Source organism: Bradyrhizobium sp. USDA 376, assembly GCF_054063675.1.
In genome coordinates, this window is the sequence record NZ_JBSSGN010000001.1 from 8,597,946 (window position 1) to 8,614,890 (window position 16,945).

At 65.2% G+C, this 16,945-nt stretch carries 13 protein-coding genes; 4 read left to right on the forward strand and 9 right to left on the reverse strand.

Annotation, left to right across the window (positions count from 1 at the left end):
- Nucleotides 1-63 precede the first annotated feature (63 nt).
- The 4 genes from ACVJ19_RS40500 to ACVJ19_RS40515 form a co-directional block, all read right to left on the reverse strand.
- Nucleotides 64-315: a DUF6894 family protein gene (locus tag ACVJ19_RS40500; protein WP_453954646.1), complete on the reverse strand. Its 252-nt coding sequence runs from the start codon at nucleotides 313-315 to the stop codon at nucleotides 64-66.
- Between the two features lie 161 nt (nucleotides 316-476).
- A complete protein-coding gene (locus ACVJ19_RS40505) occupies nucleotides 477-1,076 on the reverse strand; it encodes a hypothetical protein (protein ID WP_453954647.1) in 600 nt (199 codons plus the stop codon).
- A 113-nt stretch (nucleotides 1,077-1,189) separates the two neighbouring features.
- Nucleotides 1,190-2,176 (reverse strand): acrylyl-CoA reductase (NADPH), encoded by a 987-nt coding sequence (gene acuI, locus ACVJ19_RS40510; RefSeq protein WP_453954648.1) that lies wholly within the window; start codon nucleotides 2,174-2,176, stop codon nucleotides 1,190-1,192.
- A 42-nt stretch (nucleotides 2,177-2,218) separates the two neighbouring features.
- On the reverse strand, nucleotides 2,219-3,469 hold the full coding sequence (locus ACVJ19_RS40515) for an MFS transporter (RefSeq protein ID WP_453954649.1): 1,251 nt from the start codon (nucleotides 3,467-3,469) through the stop codon (nucleotides 2,219-2,221).
- Nucleotides 3,470-3,792: 323 nt separating this feature from the next.
- Here ACVJ19_RS40515 and nadA point away from each other — a divergent pair, with 323 nt between their 5' ends.
- The 3 genes from nadA to nadC all read left to right on the forward strand — a co-directional run bounded on the left by nadA (nucleotide 3,793) and on the right by nadC (nucleotide 7,578).
- Nucleotides 3,793-4,896, forward strand: coding sequence for a quinolinate synthase NadA (nadA, locus tag ACVJ19_RS40520; protein WP_453954650.1), 1,104 nt, complete (start codon nucleotides 3,793-3,795; stop codon nucleotides 4,894-4,896).
- A gap of 184 nt (nucleotides 4,897-5,080) precedes the next feature.
- Nucleotides 5,081-6,688, forward strand: a complete 1,608-nt coding sequence (locus ACVJ19_RS40525; RefSeq protein ID WP_453954651.1) for an L-aspartate oxidase — start codon at nucleotides 5,081-5,083, stop codon at nucleotides 6,686-6,688.
- 11 nt (nucleotides 6,689-6,699) lie between these two features.
- Nucleotides 6,700-7,578 (forward strand): carboxylating nicotinate-nucleotide diphosphorylase, encoded by an 879-nt coding sequence (gene nadC / locus ACVJ19_RS40530; RefSeq protein WP_453954652.1) that lies wholly within the window; start codon nucleotides 6,700-6,702, stop codon nucleotides 7,576-7,578.
- 323 nt (nucleotides 7,579-7,901) lie between these two features.
- Here the strand turns inward: nadC and ACVJ19_RS40535 are convergent, their stop codons facing one another.
- From ACVJ19_RS40535 to ACVJ19_RS40545, 3 genes are all read right to left on the reverse strand, one after another.
- Complete coding sequence (locus tag ACVJ19_RS40535; protein ID WP_453954653.1) at nucleotides 7,902-9,356, reverse strand: cell wall hydrolase; 1,455 nt, start codon at nucleotides 9,354-9,356, stop codon at nucleotides 7,902-7,904.
- A gap of 540 nt (nucleotides 9,357-9,896) precedes the next feature.
- Entirely contained in the window at nucleotides 9,897-12,812 is a 2,916-nt protein-coding gene (gene ppdK, locus ACVJ19_RS40540) for a pyruvate, phosphate dikinase (RefSeq protein WP_453954654.1), read from the reverse strand.
- A gap of 96 nt (nucleotides 12,813-12,908) precedes the next feature.
- A complete protein-coding gene (locus ACVJ19_RS40545) occupies nucleotides 12,909-13,064 on the reverse strand; it encodes a DUF3096 domain-containing protein (RefSeq protein ID WP_074077234.1) in 156 nt (51 codons plus the stop codon).
- A gap of 224 nt (nucleotides 13,065-13,288) precedes the next feature.
- On the opposite strand from ACVJ19_RS40545, the gene ACVJ19_RS40550 reads away from it, so the two are divergent.
- A complete protein-coding gene (locus ACVJ19_RS40550) occupies nucleotides 13,289-13,636 on the forward strand; it encodes a DUF1236 domain-containing protein (RefSeq protein ID WP_453954655.1) in 348 nt (115 codons plus the stop codon).
- Between the two features lie 262 nt (nucleotides 13,637-13,898).
- Here the strand turns inward: ACVJ19_RS40550 and glyS are convergent, their stop codons facing one another.
- Together glyS and ACVJ19_RS40560 are read right to left on the reverse strand one after the other, a co-directional pair.
- Nucleotides 13,899-15,998 carry a glycine--tRNA ligase subunit beta gene (gene glyS, locus ACVJ19_RS40555; RefSeq protein ID WP_453954656.1) on the reverse strand — a complete coding sequence of 700 codons (2,100 nt, stop codon included), beginning with the start codon at nucleotides 15,996-15,998 and terminating at the stop codon, nucleotides 13,899-13,901.
- Nucleotides 15,998-16,945, reverse strand: a complete 948-nt coding sequence (locus ACVJ19_RS40560; protein ID WP_453954657.1) for a glycine--tRNA ligase subunit alpha — start codon at nucleotides 16,943-16,945, stop codon at nucleotides 15,998-16,000. The genes glyS and ACVJ19_RS40560 overlap by 1 nt, the downstream gene beginning before the upstream one ends.

Below are 16,945 nucleotides of genomic sequence, written 5' to 3' on the forward strand. Positions count from 1 at the left end.
TGAACGTTGCGGGAAATTTCCTGCGTTGCCGCGCCCTGCTCTTCCACTGCGGCGGTGCAAAGATCATTCGATGCGATTGGGAAACGGATGGCTCTCGCCGACGAGGCTGATCCGAAAGACGGGCTTCTTGTTCTCGTCGAGCAACTCCATGCACCACTCGGCGTTCGGTTTCAGGCTGCGCGCGATGCCGCCGAGCAGGTTGGCGCAGACCTCGGTCATCTCGGTCCACGCGGCGGCGCGATCGTCGAACTCGTACGGCTGATCGGCGGCGCCGGAGTAGCGGCCGGTACTGATGCGGAAGAAGTACAGCGACATCGTTGAACCCTTGTCTAGGGCCGCGTCCCTCGGCCGTACGCAAACTGGGGCGCGAAAACTACCAACGCATGAAAGCCGTCGTCCGTATGACTACGGCGCGGCGGCTTCGTGTTCGATGGACATACGCAACGACGAGGCGCGGATTGCCCCGCGCCGCCAGCTCACTGGGTGGAGCGACGCAGTTCCAGCGGACCCTCGTTCCTGGCGGGCTCCGATTTCGCTTCGGCCTTCACCGGCTCGAGCCGGCCGCTCTCGACACGCGGCGTCTCGAAGCGCGCGGCGACCTCGGTGTTCGACGCGCCGACCGACCCGGTGTGCTCCGAGGAGCGCAGCGAACGCGGACGCGCGCCCGCGCGCGCCATCAGCATCTGATTGCCGCCCTGGTGATGGAAGTCGCAATAGGCGAAGCCCATGCCCGAGACCGAGCCGCGGAAGCTGCGCTCGTCGGTCTTTTCCAGGTTGAAACAGGGCTCGAACGGAATGCCCTTGATCGAGGCGCAGACGTTCTGGCCGCGGATCTGAAGCGTGTTGCCGGGGAGGCGAAGATGGCGGACCGGACCCGAGCCCGAGAACTGCACTGCGCCGGTGGCGCCGAGGTCATCGAGGATGCGGCCCGCGCCGCGCGTGCCGTCGAAACAGGTGAAGGCGAACACCTTGCCGGCCACGAAGCGGCGCGCCTCGTCGGCGTTCATGCTACCTGCAATGGCCGGCGCAAACGTCGCCGCCGCCGTGACAGCCCCCAACACAATACGCGCAAGCATGCTCAACTCCGAACCGACCCCCGCAGCGGGCGATGCCTTATCTCTTTACCCGTTGCTTACCATACTAACCATGGCAACAATGGAGCAGCTTGGTTGGTAAAGTCTGAACGCCGTTAGAGAATTTTTACCACGACGCGGCCGCGGACCTGGCCGGCGAGGATTTTCGCGCCCCATCCCGGAACCTTGTCGAGCGAAATTTCCTGAGTAATTTCAGATAGTTTTGTCCGATCCAGATCGGACGCCAGACGCTGCCAGGCGGCTTTCCTGGGCTCGATCGGGCACATCACGGAATCGATGCCGAGAAGGCACACTCCGCGCAAAATGAAAGGCGCGACCGAAGACGGCAGGTCCATGCCCGCGGCCAGGCCGCAGGCGGCGATCGCGCCGCCGTACTTGGTCATCGACAGGAGATTCGCCAGCGTGGTCGAGCCGACGCTGTCGACGCCGCCCGCCCAGCGCTCCTTGGCGAGGGGTTTGGCCGGGGCCGACAATTCATTGCGGTCGATGACCTCGGCAGCACCGAGATGCTTGAGGTAGTCGGCCTCCGCCGCGCGGCCGGTCGAGGCGATGACGTGGTAGCCGAGCTTGGACAGCACGGCGGTCGCGACCGAGCCGACGCCGCCGGCTGCGCCCGTTACCACCACGGGACCGCTCTTCGGCGACAGTCCATGCTTCTCCAGCGCCAGCACCGAGAGCATCGCGGTGAAGCCGGCGGTGCCGATCGCCATGGCGTCGCGCGCCGACAGGCCCTGCGGCAGGGCGACCAGCCAGTCGCCCTTCACCCGCGCCTTCTCGGCATAGGCGCCGAGATGGGTCTCGCCCATGCCCCAGCCGGTGCAGACGACCTTGTCGCCCGCCTTCCACTGCGGATGCGAGGATGCTTCGACCGTGCCGGCAAAGTCGATACCGGCAATCATCGGGAAGCGGCGCACCACCGGCGCCTTGCCTGTCAGCGCGAGGCCGTCCTTGTAGTTCAGCGTCGACCATTCGACGCGGACGGTGACGTCGCCTTCCATCAGCTCGGCTTCGTCGAACTGCGCAAGCTGCGCGGTTGTGCCCTTGTCCGCCTTCTCGATCCGGATCGCCTTGAATGTGGCCACGGCTGCACTCCCTGACTTTGTTTGTCGGGGATGTTTAGCCGATCAGGCCGGCTGCGCAACCGCTCGCTGAACCGGTTTCTCCACGATCGGAAGGTTGATCAGCGCCGAGAGCACGCCGAACAGGATCGAGAGCCACCAGATCGGCGTGTAGGAACCGAACTTTTCGAACACGATGCCCCCGAGCCAGACGCCGAGGAAACCGCCGACCTGATGGCTGACGAAGGCAAAGCCATAAAGCGTGGCGAGCCAGCGCGTGCCGAACATCAGCGCCACCAGCGCTGAGGTCGGCGGCACCGTCGACAGCCAGGTCAGGCCGGAGATCGCGCCGAACGCGATCGCCGAGAACGGCGTGATCGGGAACGAGATGAAGGCGAGCGTCGCAAGCGCACGCGTGAAATAGATGGTCGAGAGGATGTAGCGCTTGGGCAGATAGTTCTGGAGGTAGCCGACGCTGAGCGAGCCGATGATGTTGAACAGGCCGATCGCCGCGATCACCCAGCCGCCGGTTTGCGTCGAGATGCCGCGATCGACCAGGAAGGCCGGCAGATGCACGGTGATGAAGGCGAGCTGAAAGCCGCAGGTGAAGAAGCCGAGCACCAGGAGCACATAGGAGCGGTGGCCGAAGGCTTCGGCGAGCGCCTTGGTGAAGGTCTGGTCATCCGCTTGCGTCGCGCTGCCGGTCGCTGCGACCGGCGGCGTGGAGAGCGCCAGCGACAGCGGAATGATCAGCAGCATCAGGAAACCGAACACGGTGAGTGCCTGCTGCCAGCCGAAATTGTCGATCAGCGCGACGCCAATGGGCGCGAACAGGAACTGACCGAACGAGCCCGCCGCGGTGCCGGCGCCGAGCGCAAGCCCGCGCTTTTCGGCCGGCAACAGCTTGCTGAAGGCCGACAGCACCAGGTTGAACGAGCAGCCGGCGAGACCAAAGCCGACCATCACGCCCGCACCGACATTCAGCGACAGCGGCGTCGAGGAGTAGCGCATCAGGAGCAGGCCGCCGGCATAGAGCAGAGCGCCGACGCACATCACGCGGAAGAGGCCGAAGCGATCGGCGACCGCACCCGCAAAAGGCTGACCCAGTCCCCACAACAGATTCTGCACGGCGATCGCGAGGCCGAACACGTCGCGGCCCCAGGCGAACTCGTGGCTCATCGGCTGCACGAAGAAGCCGAGCGCCGAGCGCGGGCCGAAACCGAGCATGCCGATGGCGCAGCCGCAGAGAATGATGATCGCCGGCGTGCGCCAGGTGGAACGGGAGGCCGGACCGAGCTCGCCAATTGACGTCGACATGGTGTGCTCCTTGTCTGTTGTTGGCGGTCCGGAATAGGCAGCCGCGAGCCAGCTCGTTTAATGCATTTGCATGAAAACCCCAAGTCAAAAGCGGTTGCATTCCACGAAGGGCTGTTGCGGGAGCATTGCATTTCAATGAGGCCTCGCCTGACGGGAATGTGTGCGGCAGGGCCTAGCGATCCTCCACGGCACGTGGTATCTTTGATTTACTCAGATTGAGCATATATAACCGCCAGTGAAACTCACGCCCGGCCTCTCGGCCGGATTTCTCAGGCCCTATATATACTCAATATGAGCATAAATGACGTGAAAGGGAGGCTTTGATGCCGATCACTGGAATTTACGGCCCTGACGATTTTGCTGCCCGGCCTCAGGGCAAGGTCACCACCTCGCCCCGCGCCGCGCCGGTGCCGGGGCCCGCGCTGCCGACGCCTTCGCTGGAGTGGACGGAAGACGTCGAGCGCGCCACCGCGCCGCTCTATGAGCGCGTGAAACACGTGATCCCGCCGATCGAGTGGCCGCTGATGGCGCCGACGATTCACGCGATCAACGAGCTGAAACGGGAGCGAGGCGCGGTGATCCTCGCGCACAATTACCAGGCGCCGGAGATCTTCCACTGCGTCGCCGATATCGGCGGCGACTCGCTCCAGCTCGCGGTCGAGGCCACCAAGGTGAAGGCCGGCATCATCGTCCAGTGCGGCGTGCACTTCATGGCGGAGACCTCGAAGCTGCTCAACCCGGAGAAGACGGTGCTGATCCCGGATTCGCGCGCCGGCTGCTCGCTTGCCGCCGGCATCACCGGCGCCGATGTGCGCCTGCTCCGCGAAAAATTTCCCGGCGTGCCCGTCGTCGCCTATGTCAACACGTCGGCGGAGGTGAAGGCCGAGGTCGACATCTGCTGCACCTCGTCGAATGCGGTGCAGGTGGTCGAGAGCCTGAATGCCCCGACCGTGATCTTCCTGCCCGACCGCTACCTCGCGACCTACGTCGCCTCGAAGACCGATGTCAAAATCATCGCCTGGAAGGGCGCCTGCGAGGTGCATGAGCGCTTCAAGGGCGAGGAGCTGCGCGCCTATCGCGAGGCCGATCCGTCCGTGCAAATCATCGCGCATCCCGAATGTCCGCCGGACGTGCTGGCGGAGGCCGACTTCACCGGCTCGACGGCGCACATGATCAACTGGGTGCGCAACAAGCGGCCGCGGCGGCTGGTGATGATCACGGAATGCTCGATGGCCGACAATGTCCGCGCCGAGTTGCCGGATGTGGAGATGCTCCGCCCCTGCAATCTCTGCCCGCACATGAAGCGCATCACGCTCGCGAACATTTTGCAGAGCCTGCTGACGCTTGGCGAGGAAGTCACGATCGATCCCGCGCTTGCGGAACGTGCGCGGCGATCGGTGGAGCGGATGATCAATCTGAAGAACTAGCAACACAAATCGCAACAAACAGCGCCGTCGTCCCGGACAAGCGCGCCTCGAGCGCGCGCAGATCCGGGACCCATAACCACAGGAAGATGTTTGGCGAAGAACGACGTTGAACAGCTTCGCGCAACAACTTCCGCCGCCGCGTATGGGTCCCGGCTTTCGCCGGGACGACGATGAGGAGAAAGCCATGACAAACAACATCCACAACCTCACCCGCTCGACCGACGACGTCGTCATCGTCGGCGGCGGCCTCGCCGGGCTATTTTGCGCGCTAAAACTCGCGCCGCGGTCCGTGACGCTGATCTCTGCGGCACCGCTCGGCCAAGGCGCCTCGTCCGCATGGGCGCAGGGCGGCATCGCCGCGGCGGTGGCCGAAGGCGACACGCCGGAGGCACACGCCGCGGATACCATCGCGGTCGGCGGCGGCCTCGTCGACGAAGCCGTCGCTCTCGGCATTGCCCGCGAGGCCGCGCCGCGGATCCATGACCTTCTCGGTTACGGTGTGCCGTTCGACCGCGACCTCGAAGGAAAGCTCGCCGTAGGGCGCGAAGCCGCGCATTCTGCCCGGCGCATCGTCCATGTGCGCGGCGACGGTGCCGGCGCCGCGATCATTGCGGCACTGAGCGAGGCGGTTCGCCGCACGCCCTCGATCCGCATCATCGAAGGTCTGGTCGCGGAGTCGCTGCTGACCGAGGACGGCGCCGTCACTGGCCTGCAGCTGCGCGACGCCGGCAATGTCGCTGCACAGCCGGTCCTGCTCGCCTCGCGTGCGGTCGTGCTGGCGACCGGCGGCCTCGGCCATCTCTACGCCGTCACCACCAATCCGCTTGAAGCAAGTGGCTCGGGCCTTGCGATCGCCGCTCGCGCCGGCGCCGTGATCGCCGATCCTGAATTCGTACAGTTCCATCCCACCGCCATCATGGTCGGCCGCGATCCGGCGCCGCTCGCGACCGAAGCCTTGCGCGGCGAAGGCGCAACGCTGATCAACGGCCATGGTGAGCGCTTCATGGCTGCGCGCCATCCCCTCGCCGAGCTTGCGCCGCGCGACATCGTTGCCCGCGGCGTATTCGCCGAGATCGCCGCCGGGCGCGGCGCCTTCCTCGATGCACGGGAGGCGCTCGGCGCGCGTTTCGCCGAAAAATTTCCGACGGTGCATGCGAGCTGTATCGCCGCCGGCATCGATCCTGCGCGGCAAGCCATTCCGATCGCACCGGCCGCACACTACCACATGGGCGGCATTGCGGTGGACGCGCGCGGCCGCAGCTCGATCGATGGACTCTGGGCCGGCGGCGAGGTGTCGTGCACCGGCGCGCATGGCGCCAACCGCCTCGCCTCCAATTCGCTGCTGGAGGCGGTGGTCTACGCCGCACGCATCGCCCACGACATCGCCGGCCGCACGGTGCCCTCGCCTGCCCGCCTCCCCGACGCCGTCGTGACGCCGCGCGGCGGCACGCCGGATGCAGCTGACGTAAAACGGCTGCGCGCAATGATGAGCGCGCATGTCGGCGTAATCCGCGATGACGACGGGCTTGCGGAAGCCGTGCGCCACTTCGCCACGCTCGAACGCGAGGCTGGAAACATCGCTGTCCGCAACATGGCGGCTTCAGCCCTGCTCGTCGCGGCTGCAGCCTGGAGCCGGCGCGAGAGCCGCGGGGCGCATTTCCGCTTCGATCATCCCGCTGACGTCCCCGCGCTGGCGCAGAGAACGATGACCACGCTCGCCGCAGCGCGCGAGGTCGCGGAGAGCCTGAGCGAGCGTCCGCTGCCGCGCATTGCGCAACCCATGATCGCCTGATGGAGTCCTCCATGACCACCCCGACCTCACTGCTCAATCCCGATGCCTTCCTCTCACCGCTGGCCATCGATGAGGCCGTGCACCGCGCCCTCGACGAAGACCTCGGCCGCGCCGGCGACATCACCTCGCTTGCGACGATCCCGGAGGCAACCAGGGCGCAGGCCATCCTGGTCGCGCGCCAGCCCGGCGTGATCGCCGGCCTGCCGCTGGCGCTGACGACGCTGCAGAAGCTCTCGGCCGACATCGAGGTGCGCGCGCATGTCCGCGACGCCGCACGCGTTGCCCGCGGGCAGCAGGTGCTGACGATCACAGGCCGCGCGCGCGCCATTCTCACTGCGGAGCGGACCGCGCTGAACTTCGTCGGCCGGCTGTCGGGCATAGCCACGCTTACGGCGGACTATGTCGCGCGCACCGAAGGTACGAAGATGCGGATCTGCTGCACCCGCAAGACCACGCCGGGATTGCGCGCGCTGGAGAAATATGCGGTGCGCTGCGGCGGCGGCTTCAACCACCGCTTCGGCCTCGACGATGCGATCCTGATCAAGGACAATCACATCGCAGTCGCCGGCGGCATCCGTCCCGTGCTGGAGCGCGCCCGCGCCCATGCCGGCCATCTCGTCAAGATCGAGATCGAGGTGGATACGCTGATCCAGTTGCGCGAGGTGCTCGACACCGGAATGGCTGACGCCGTGCTGCTCGACAACATGGACCTTGCGACGCTGCGCGAGGCGGTGCGGATGAACGAGGGCCGGGTTGCGCTAGAAGCATCCGGCGGCGTCACGCTTGACTCGATTGCGGCCATCGCGGCGACCGGCGTCGACTATGCGTCCTCCGGCGCGCTAACGCATTCGGCGCCGAATTTCGACTGCGCGCTGGATATCGAGGCGTAAAAATGCTCTCAGCCCCGGGCAGGCTGCACCTCTCCCGCTTGCGGGGGAGGTCGGCGCGAAGCGCCGGGTGGGGGCTTTCTCCACACAGGGGTTCTCGCGTGCGGAAGCACCCCCTCCCCACCCCTCCCCCGCAAGCGCAGGGCAATCGAATATGACACTGGAGAGCAGCCCGCGACGGAATCGGAAAGTGAACGAAGTGGAATCGGATCGCGAACGTCCGCCTCGTTTTCCGTCGGTTTCTCCGAATTTTTGGCCATATGCGATTGCCCTGCCCGCAAGCGGGAGAGGGAGCGCACCTCCGCCGGGGCTGCGATTTAATCTACCTACCTTCGCTCGCTCACACCCATCTCGGCGGAGCTCTTGGCTTCCTGCGCGAGTGCGGCGGAGAGTGCTGCGGTCTGCGCCGGGGTGCCCCAGCTAGGTTCCTCGCTGCCGTCGCCCCAGTTGCGCGGCCGATAGAAGGTGTGCACGCCGGTCTTGTACATCTTCTTCATCTCGGCGACCCAGGACGGGCGCACCCAATAGGCGTGGTAGTGCGTCGACTTGCCGACCTCGGGCAGCCAGATCTGGCCATCGAGCATCGCCTTCGAGATCTTCTTCGCGCGCTCCCACATCTCGGGCTCGCGGATCACGTCCGGATTGTTGTCGCAGGCAAAGGTGAACTGGCAGGCGAAATGGCGGTACTTGTTCTGGTAGACCACGCCGCACACGGTGTCGGGATATTTGCCGGAGAACACGCGGTTCATCACGACTTGTGCGACCGCCATCTGTCCGCGCACGGCCTCGCCGCGGGATTCGAAATAGACGGCTTCGGCGAGGCACTTCTCCGACTTCGCGCGCGACTTGTCGTCGAGCGCGAGCCGCTCCGCCGGCGACTTGGCGCGCTGGTTGTCGGCGTTGACCTCGCCCTTCGGCGCGACGCTCTCGCCGCCCTCGATGTCCTTGGCGATCTCCGCCGTCGGCGGGGTCAGCGAGGCCGTGACCTTCATGTCGGGATCGGGCATCACGATCAGCGGCTCGGCGCCGGGCTGCCAGCTCTCGATGCTCTCGACATTGCCGCCGAGCGAGGAGCTGCCGAAGAACAGGCTCGAAGTCTTGACGCTGAAGGGATCGCGCACGGGCGTCGTCGGCGTAGTAGCCCGTTTCAGCGCCTCCAGCGGCTGCACCGCGAATGAACGCGCGACGTCGCTGGCCTGCGGAGGATTGGAATATTGCGGCAACGGCGGCGCGCGCAGCGCTTCCGCAAGCTCCGGGTCGAGCGCGGCCGCGGACTCCGGCGACATCGCTTGCGGCAGTGCAGCGGTCTTGGCGCCGAACACCGAGCTGTTCGACGTCGCGGGATCTTCCTGCGCGGGCGTCGCGGCCGGAGCGACCGTCTCGGGCGCTTGCGCAGGTGTAACGGTTGCCAGGCGATCACCCTTCAGCGAGCGATCGACTGTGGGAAAATCTGCGGCCTGATAGCGCGGCGGCGCCTGCAGCGCCGGATTGCGGCTGATCGCGCCGGTGACGTCGCGGCCATCGATGCTTGCGAGGCGAACCATCGCGCTCTGCGGAACCGAAGTGCCGATGGGGCGGGAGAAACTGTATGTGGCGAGCTGGATCGAGGACGCCGCGGAGAACACCTGCTTCTGCCAACGCTCGGCGACGCCGGGCTGACGCGCCAGCAGAGAGGCAATGTCCTGATAGCCGGTCTCTCTCGGCATCAATGCGAAGATGCAGAGACCGATGCCGAAGGACGCGAACCGCGCGCCCTTCGGATGCTTACGCAACACTGACATCGATACGCTCACGCTACGCTTACGCTCGTCTGATCGAACTCAGTACATCCGTGCAATTCGATCTTTATCGTAAGTATCCAATTTAGGTTGCCGGGGCGTTAATCGGCGTTGCGCGCGCGGCACACTCAAGCAAACACAGGTGTTTTCACGGGGCGACAATGCACATTGGTAAATGCGGCCTGACGTGAAGCGGTAAACATCTGGTCAACGCGAATGGTGAAGGAACTCTTGCGCGCACGTATCATTACGGGACGGGTGAGTTCCCGGTGCTGCGCGAGATGATTCCGCGGCAACAGCTGTCATGCCCCGCGAAGGCGGGGCACCAGTACGCAGCGGCCTATCGATTCTGTCACTGCTGTCTCGGAGTACTGGATCGCCCGGTCAAGGCCGGGCGATGACACTGAATGTGTGGCGAGCACATCCCACAAACTCGTCATTGCGAGCGCAGCGAAGCAATGACGGTGTGGATGCAGCGTCGCACAAAATGAAAGAGGCGGGGTTTGGCCCCGCCTCTTCGCATTCAACGCTTTAACTCTGCGCTTACGCCTGGCTCGCGACAGCCTTGCCGAGTGCGGCCTGCGCCGCCGCAAGGCGTGCGATCGGCACGCGATAGGGCGAGCAGGAGACGTAGTCGAGGCCGATATTGTGGCAGAAGGCGACGGAGGCGGGATCGCCGCCGTGCTCGCCGCAGATGCCGACCTTGAGCTTCGCACGCGTCTTGCGGCCGCGCGCGACGCCGATCTTGACGAGCTCGCCGACGCCTTCCTGGTCCAGCGCGACGAAGGGATCGACCGAAAGGATGCCCTTCGTCACGTAGGGACCGAGGAAGCTCGCCGCGTCGTCGCGGCTGATGCCGTAGGTCGTCTGCGTGAGGTCATTGGTGCCGAAGGAGAAGAACTCGGCGCTCTCCGCAATCTCTGCTGCAAGCAGGCAGGCGCGCGGCAGCTCGATCATGGTGCCGACCTGATAGGCGAGCTTGGTGTTGGTCTCGCGCATCACCGCCTTCGCGGTGGCGTCGATACGCGCCTTGACGAGGTCGAGCTCGGCCTTGGTCGCGATCAGCGGCACCATCACCTCGAGGCCGACGGCCTTGCCGGTGCGCTTCTCGGCTTCGACCGCCGCCTCGAAGATCGCGCGTGCCTGCATCTCGGCGATCTCCGGATAGGCGATCGCGATGCGGCAGCCGCGGAAGCCGAGCATCGGATTGAACTCCGAGAGCTCGCGAGCGCGGTCGGCGAGGCGCCGCGGGTCGGTGTTCATGGCGCGCGCCACTTCCTCGACCTCGGCATGGGTGTGCGGCAGGAATTCATGGAGGGGAGGATCCAAAAGCCGGATCGTGACGGGCAGGCCCTTCATGATCTCAAACAACTCGACGAAGTCGGCGCGCTGCATCGGCAGCAGCTTTGCCAGCGCGGCGCGGCGAGACTGCTCGTCCTCCGAGAGGATCATCTCGCGCACGGTGCGTATGCGTGTCTCCTCGAAGAACATGTGCTCGGTGCGGCAGAGACCGATGCCTTCGGCGCCGAACTTGATCGCGGTGCGCGCGTCATCCGGCGTGTCGCCATTGACGCGGACGCCGATCTTGCGGACCTGATCGGCCCAGTTCATCAGCGTTCCGAACTCGCCGGACAGCTCCGGCTCGATCATCGGCATGCGGCCGGCAAGCACCTGGCCGAGCGAGCCGTCGATGGTGATGACGTCGCCGGTCTTGAAGGTGCGCGAGCCGATGCTCATGGTGCCGCGGCCGTAATCGACGCGGATGGTGCCGCAGCCGGAGACGCAGGGCTTGCCCATGCCGCGCGCAACGACCGCCGCGTGCGAGGTCATGCCGCCGCGGGTGGTCAGGATGCCTTCGGCCGCATGCATGCCGTGGATGTCTTCCGGGCTGGTCTCGATGCGGACCAGGATGACCTTGCGTCCGTCGCCCTGGAGCTTGGCCGCCTCGTCCGATGAGAACACGATCTCGCCGGAGGCAGCACCCGGGGATGCCGGCAGGCCGGTGGCGATCACGTCGCGCTTGGCGTTGGGATCGATGGTCGGATGCAAGAGCTGATCGAGCGAAGCCGGATCGATCCGCGTCACCGCTTCCTTCTTCGAGATCAGGCCCTCATTGGCGAGCTCGACCGCGATGCGCAGCGCCGCCTTGGCGGTGCGCTTGCCGCCGCGGGTCTGGAGCATCCACAGCTTGCCCTGCTCGACCGTGAACTCCATGTCCTGCATGTCGCGGTAGTGCTTCTCGAGCAGCGTGTAGATCCGCGTCAGCTCCTTGAAGGCCTCCGGCATCGCCGATTCCATCGACGCCTTGTCGGAGCCCGACTCCTTCCGCGCCTCCTCGGTGATGTCCTGCGGCGTGCGGATGCCCGCCACCACGTCCTCACCTTGCGCGTTGATCAGGAACTCCCCGTAGAGCTTGCTCTCGCCGGTCGAGGGGTTGCGGGTGAAGGCAACGCCGGTCGCCGAGGTCTCGCCCATGTTGCCGAACACCATGGCCTGCACGTTGACCGCGGTGCCCCAGGATTCCGGAATGTCGTGCAGCTTGCGGTAGGTCACCGCGCGCGCGTTCATCCAGGATGAGAACACCGCGCCGATCGCGCCCCAGAGCTGGTCGTGCGGATCCTGCGGGAATTCCTTCCCCGTCTCGCGCGCGACCGCGTCCTTGTACTTGCCGACCAGTTCGACCCAGTCGTCGGCGGACAGGTCGGTGTCGAGAGTGTAGCCCTGGCTGTCCTTGAAGGTGTCGAGGATTTCCTCGAAGTGATGATGCTCGAAGCCGAGCACCACGTCGGAATACATGGTGATGAAGCGGCGATAGCTGTCATAGGCGAAACGGCGGTCGCCCGACAGCTCCGAGAGCGCTTCCACGGTCTGGTCGTTAAGGCCGAGATTGAGCACCGTGTCCATCATGCCCGGCATCGAGGCACGCGCGCCGGAGCGCACCGAGACGAGCAGCGGGTTCTTGGTGTCGCCGAACACTTTGCCGGTCAACTTGCCGACATGGTCGAGCGCCTTCTCAACCTGTGCCTGCAATTCCCTAGGGTAGGTCTTGTCGTGTGCGTAGAAGTAGGTGCAGACCGAGGTCGGGATGGTGAAGCCCGGAGGCACCGGCAGGCCGAGATTGGCCATCTCAGCGAGGTTGGCGCCCTTGCCGCCGAGCAGGTCGCGCATCTCCGTCCGGCCCTCGGCCTTGCCGTCGCCGAATGTGTACACCCATTTGCCGGCCTTGGCCGCGGCTGGCGCCGCCTTGGCTGGCGCGGCCTTCTTCGGTGCGACCTTGGCGGCGACCTTCGGCGCAGCCGGCTTGGTCGCGGCCTTCGCAGCCGGCTTGGCCACCGGCTTCGGGGCGCTCTTCAGGGCGCTCTTGGGAAGCGCCTTGCGGGCCGCCGGCGCGGCTTTCGCCTTGGCGGAGGACTTTGATTTCGCTGGTATTTTCTTAGGCTTCGAGGCGGCTTTGGCCATAGCTTGCACACAACCTGCGAGAGGAATGGGAAATCGCGGGCCTTACACCATTTTGGCGGGGCCCGCGCAAGTCGGACAGTTCCTGAAAATGAACCCCTAGAGATGGAGCCACTTCAGGAGCCCGAGCCCGATCGCACCGTTGATGATGAGAAAGATCGCGACGATCAGGTTGAGCAGCCGCGGCATGATCAGGATGAGCACGCCCGCAATCAACGACAGGATCGGCGAAATGTGGGCGACGGTGATGTGCATGAATTATCTTTCTGTGGAGGTGGGGCGAATCGCCGGCGGATCATAGCGATCCCGGTTCCGCGAGTAGAGACGCGCAAGGCGCGAGCAGGTTCCCCCTTTCGCGAAAACTGCCTGAAATTGCCTCGAATGCGGCGGGCATTTTCCCGGAACATTGCCAAGACGCATGCATTGGCAACGAGTCGCGCCACTGGCGCTTCCGAAAAATCACGTCGAAGGAGTTTTGCATGCGGAACAGGATTCTTGCTCTTGCAGCGCTCGCGGCCGCGGTCGGCTCGCCCCTGGCGGCGCAGGCGCAAAGCACGGTCGGGCGCGCACCTGTCGTCGTCGAGAGCGGCCCGACGATCGCAGTCGAACAGAGGCCCGCCTTCCGCGACTATGTCGTCGAGCAACGTGTACCGGCCTTCCGTGTCCCGGATCGCGTGGTGGTGGGCTCCACCTTACCTGAAAGTGGCATCACCTATTATGACGTGCCGCAACGTTTCGGCGCCACCACCTATCGTTACACCGTCGTGAACGGCGAGACCGTGCTGGTCGAGCCGCGCTCGCGCCGCATCGTCGAGGTGTTGGACTAGACGCTTGTCCGGACGCGTTTTCGTCACGCGAACCGGTAGTCACTTCGCCTAAGAACGCCGCTGATCGACTAGATGTCCGGCGCGCCACTTCAATCAGGCTGGCGCGAGCAGTGTTAAATCGGACATCAGGCCCTGCCCGGTCTCCCCCCACCGGGCGGGGCTTTTTTATTCAACGCTGTCATTCCGGGGCGTGCGAAGCGCGAACCCGGAATCTCGAGATTCCGGGTTCGGTGCTGCGCACCGCCCCGGAATGACGGAGTGATCAATCCTGGATCTTCGAGAAATCCGCCACCGCACGCGTGGCGCTGCGGATTTCGTTCAGCAGCTTCAGACGATTCTCGCGGACCTTGGCGTCGTCGTCGTTGACGCGGACCTTGTCGAAGAACGCATCGACCGGCGGACGCAGCTTTGCCAGCGCGCTCATCGCGGCGGCGAAGTCTTCCTTGGCGACGGCGGCGCTTGCTTCCGCCTTCACCTCGCCGATCGCCCTGGCCAGCGCCTTCTCCTCAGCGAGGCTGTAGAGCGCAGCATCGGGTGCGCCGTCGAAGCTGCGCTTGTCCTTCTTCTCCTCGATCGAGAGGATGTTGCTGGCGCGCTTGGTGCCGGCGAGCAGGTTCTTGCCGTCGTCGCTCTCGAGGAATTTGCCGAGCGCCTCGACGCGCCGGACGATCATCAAGAGGTCGTCCTGGCCGCCAAGCGCGAACACGGCGTCGACGAGATCGTGACGCGCGCCCTGCTCGCGGAGCTGCACTTTCAGGCGGTCGGCGAAGAAGGCGAGCAGATCGCTCGGAAGCTTCTGCGCGTCGGCAGGCTTCACCGACATGCCGGCGAGCGCAGACGCCGCCACCTTCATCAGCGACAGGCGCAGCGCGTTCTCGACGATCAGCCTGATCACACCGAGCGCCGCACGGCGCAGCGCATACGGGTCCTTGCTGCCCGTCGGCTTCTCGTCGATCGCCCAGAAGCCGACGAGCGTGTCGATCTTGTCGGCGAGCGCGACTGCAATGCTGACCGGATCGGTCGGCACGCGATCGGTTGGGCCCTGCGGCTTATAATGCTCTTCGCAGGCCGCGGCGACCGAAGCATCCTCGCCCTGGGCCAGCGCGTAGTACTTGCCCATCAGGCCCTGCACTTCGGGGAATTCGCCGACGACTTCGGACAGCAGGTCCGCCTTTGCCAGATGCGCCGCGCGCGTTGCTTTCGCGACATCGGCGCCGACCAGCGGTGCGATCTCGGCAGCAAGCCGCTCGATGCGCTTGATCCGCTCGGCCTGCGTACCCAACTTCTCGTGGAACACGATCTGCTCGAACTTCGGCAGACGATCCTCGAGCTTGGTCTTCAGGTCGGTCTCGTAGAAGAACTTCGCATCCGACAGGCGCGGACGGATCACGCGCTCATTGCCCGATACGATGACCTTGCCGCCGTCGGTCGCCTCGATATTGGCGGTGAGGACGAACTTGTTGGTCAGCTTCCCCGTCTTGGGATCCTTGACGACGAAGCACTTCTGGTTGTTGCGGATGGTCGCGCGGATCACCTCGTCCGGGATCGCGAGATACTCTTCCTCGAACGATCCCATCATGACGACGGGCCATTCGACGAGGCCCGAGACCTCGTCCAGCAGCACCTGATCCTCGACCAGCTCAAAACCCTGCGCGAAGGTCAGTTCCTTGGCATCGGCGAAGATGATGTCCTTGCGCGCCTGCGGATCGAGGATGACTTTCGCAGCCTTCAGCTTGGCTTCGTAGTCCTCGAAACGGCGCACGTTGATCGCGCCAGGTGCCATGAAGCGGTGACCGTACGTGGTCTGGCCGGTCTCGATGCCGTCGACCTCGAACTTCACGACATCAGGCTCTTCGGTCTCGAGCCCGAAGGTCGCGGTGATCGCATGCAGCGGGCGCACCCAGCTCAGCGATCCCGGCTTGCCGGAGCGCGCACCCCAGCGCATCGATTTCGGCCAGGGGAAGGTGCGGATGATGACGGGCAGGATTTCCGCGAGCACGTCGATGGCGTCGCGGCCGGGCTTTTCGATCAACCCGATGTAGAAATCACCCTTGGGGTCGCGCTGGATCTTGGCCTCGTCCAGCGACTTCAGACCTGTCGCTTTCAGAAAGCCCTGCACGGCCGCATCGGGCGCGCCAACCTTCGGTCCGCGGCGCTCGGTCTTCAGGTCCGGCTGGCGCGCAGGAATGCCGTGCACGGTGAGGGCAAGGCGGCGCGGCGTCGCGAAGGCCTTCGCGCCTTCGTAGACGAGGCCTTCGGCGACGAGCTTGTCGGTGACCATGCGACGCAAATCGTCGGCCGCCTTGGCCTGCATGCGCGCGGGGATTTCTTCCGAGAACAGTTCAAGCAAAAGTTCGGGCATCAGGCCGCTCCGCCCGCTTCAGTATGGATCCAGGCCTCGCCGCAGGCTTTTGCCAATTCGCGCACGCGCAAAATGTAGCTCTGCCGCTCCGTCACCGAGATCACGCCGCGCGCGTCCAGAAGGTTGAAGACGTGGCTGGCCTTGATGCACTGGTCATAGGCCGGCAGCGCCATCAGGTGCGCCTCGCGCTTGCCGGACTCCGAGTTTTCTTGCCAGCCGGCGTCGAGGTACTTTCTGCACACCGCTTCCGCCATCTTGAACTGCTCGAACAGCATCGCGGTGTCGGCAACTTCAAAGTTGTGCTTCGAATATTCGCGTTCGGCCTGCAGGAAGACGTCGCCATAGGTGACCTTGGCATCGCCCTCGCGGCCGTTGAAGTTGAGGTCGTAGACACGGTCGACGCCCTGCACATACATCGCGAGGCGCTCGAGGCCATAGGTGAGCTCGCCCGCGACCGGCGCGCATTCGAAGCCGGCGACCTGCTGGAAGTACGTGAACTGGCTGACTTCCATGCCATCGCACCAGCACTCCCAGCCGAGACCCCAGGCGCCCAGCGTCGGGCTCTCCCAGTCGTCCTCGACGAAGCGGATGTCATGCACGGCGGAATCGATGCCGATCGCGGCGAGCGACTTCAGGTACAGCTCCTGAAGGTTCGGCGGCGACGGCTTCATGATCACCTGGAACTGGTAGTAGTGCTGCATCCGGTTCGGGTTCTCGCCGTAGCGGCCGTCCTTGGGCCGGCGCGAGGGCTGCACATAGGCCGCGTTCCAGGGCTTGGGGCCGAGCGCGCGCAGCGTGGTCGCCGGATGGAAGGTGCCCGCACCCATCTCCATGTCGTAGGGCTGCAGGATCACGCAGCCCTGCTCGGCCCAGAACCGCTGGAGCGCGAGGATGAAGCCCTGGAACGAGCGTTCCGGGCGCATATGGGCGGGCAATGAGGCGTCCAT

Coding starts and splice junctions, on each gene's coding strand:
- ACVJ19_RS40500 (WP_453954646.1), bottom strand. CDS start 315: ATGTCGCTGTACTTCTTCCGCATCAGTACCGGCCGCTACTCCGGCGCC.
- ACVJ19_RS40550 (WP_453954655.1), top strand. CDS start 13,289: ATGCGGAACAGGATTCTTGCTCTTGCAGCGCTCGCGGCCGCGGTCGGC.
- ACVJ19_RS40535 (WP_453954653.1), bottom strand. CDS start 9,356: ATGTCAGTGTTGCGTAAGCATCCGAAGGGCGCGCGGTTCGCGTCCTTC.
- ACVJ19_RS40515 (WP_453954649.1), bottom strand. CDS start 3,469: ATGTCGACGTCAATTGGCGAGCTCGGTCCGGCCTCCCGTTCCACCTGG.
- ACVJ19_RS40505 (WP_453954647.1), bottom strand. CDS start 1,076: ATGCTTGCGCGTATTGTGTTGGGGGCTGTCACGGCGGCGGCGACGTTT.
- glyS (WP_453954656.1), bottom strand. CDS start 15,998: ATGCCCGAACTTTTGCTTGAACTGTTCTCGGAAGAAATCCCCGCGCGC.
- ACVJ19_RS40525 (WP_453954651.1), top strand. CDS start 5,081: ATGACAAACAACATCCACAACCTCACCCGCTCGACCGACGACGTCGTC.
- nadA (WP_453954650.1), top strand. CDS start 3,793: ATGCCGATCACTGGAATTTACGGCCCTGACGATTTTGCTGCCCGGCCT.
- nadC (WP_453954652.1), top strand. CDS start 6,700: ATGACCACCCCGACCTCACTGCTCAATCCCGATGCCTTCCTCTCACCG.
- ppdK (WP_453954654.1), bottom strand. CDS start 12,812: ATGGCCAAAGCCGCCTCGAAGCCTAAGAAAATACCAGCGAAATCAAAG.
- ACVJ19_RS40560 (WP_453954657.1), bottom strand. CDS start 16,945: ATGGACGCCTCATTGCCCGCCCATATGCGCCCGGAACGCTCGTTCCAG.
- ACVJ19_RS40545 (WP_074077234.1), bottom strand. CDS start 13,064: ATGCACATCACCGTCGCCCACATTTCGCCGATCCTGTCGTTGATTGCG.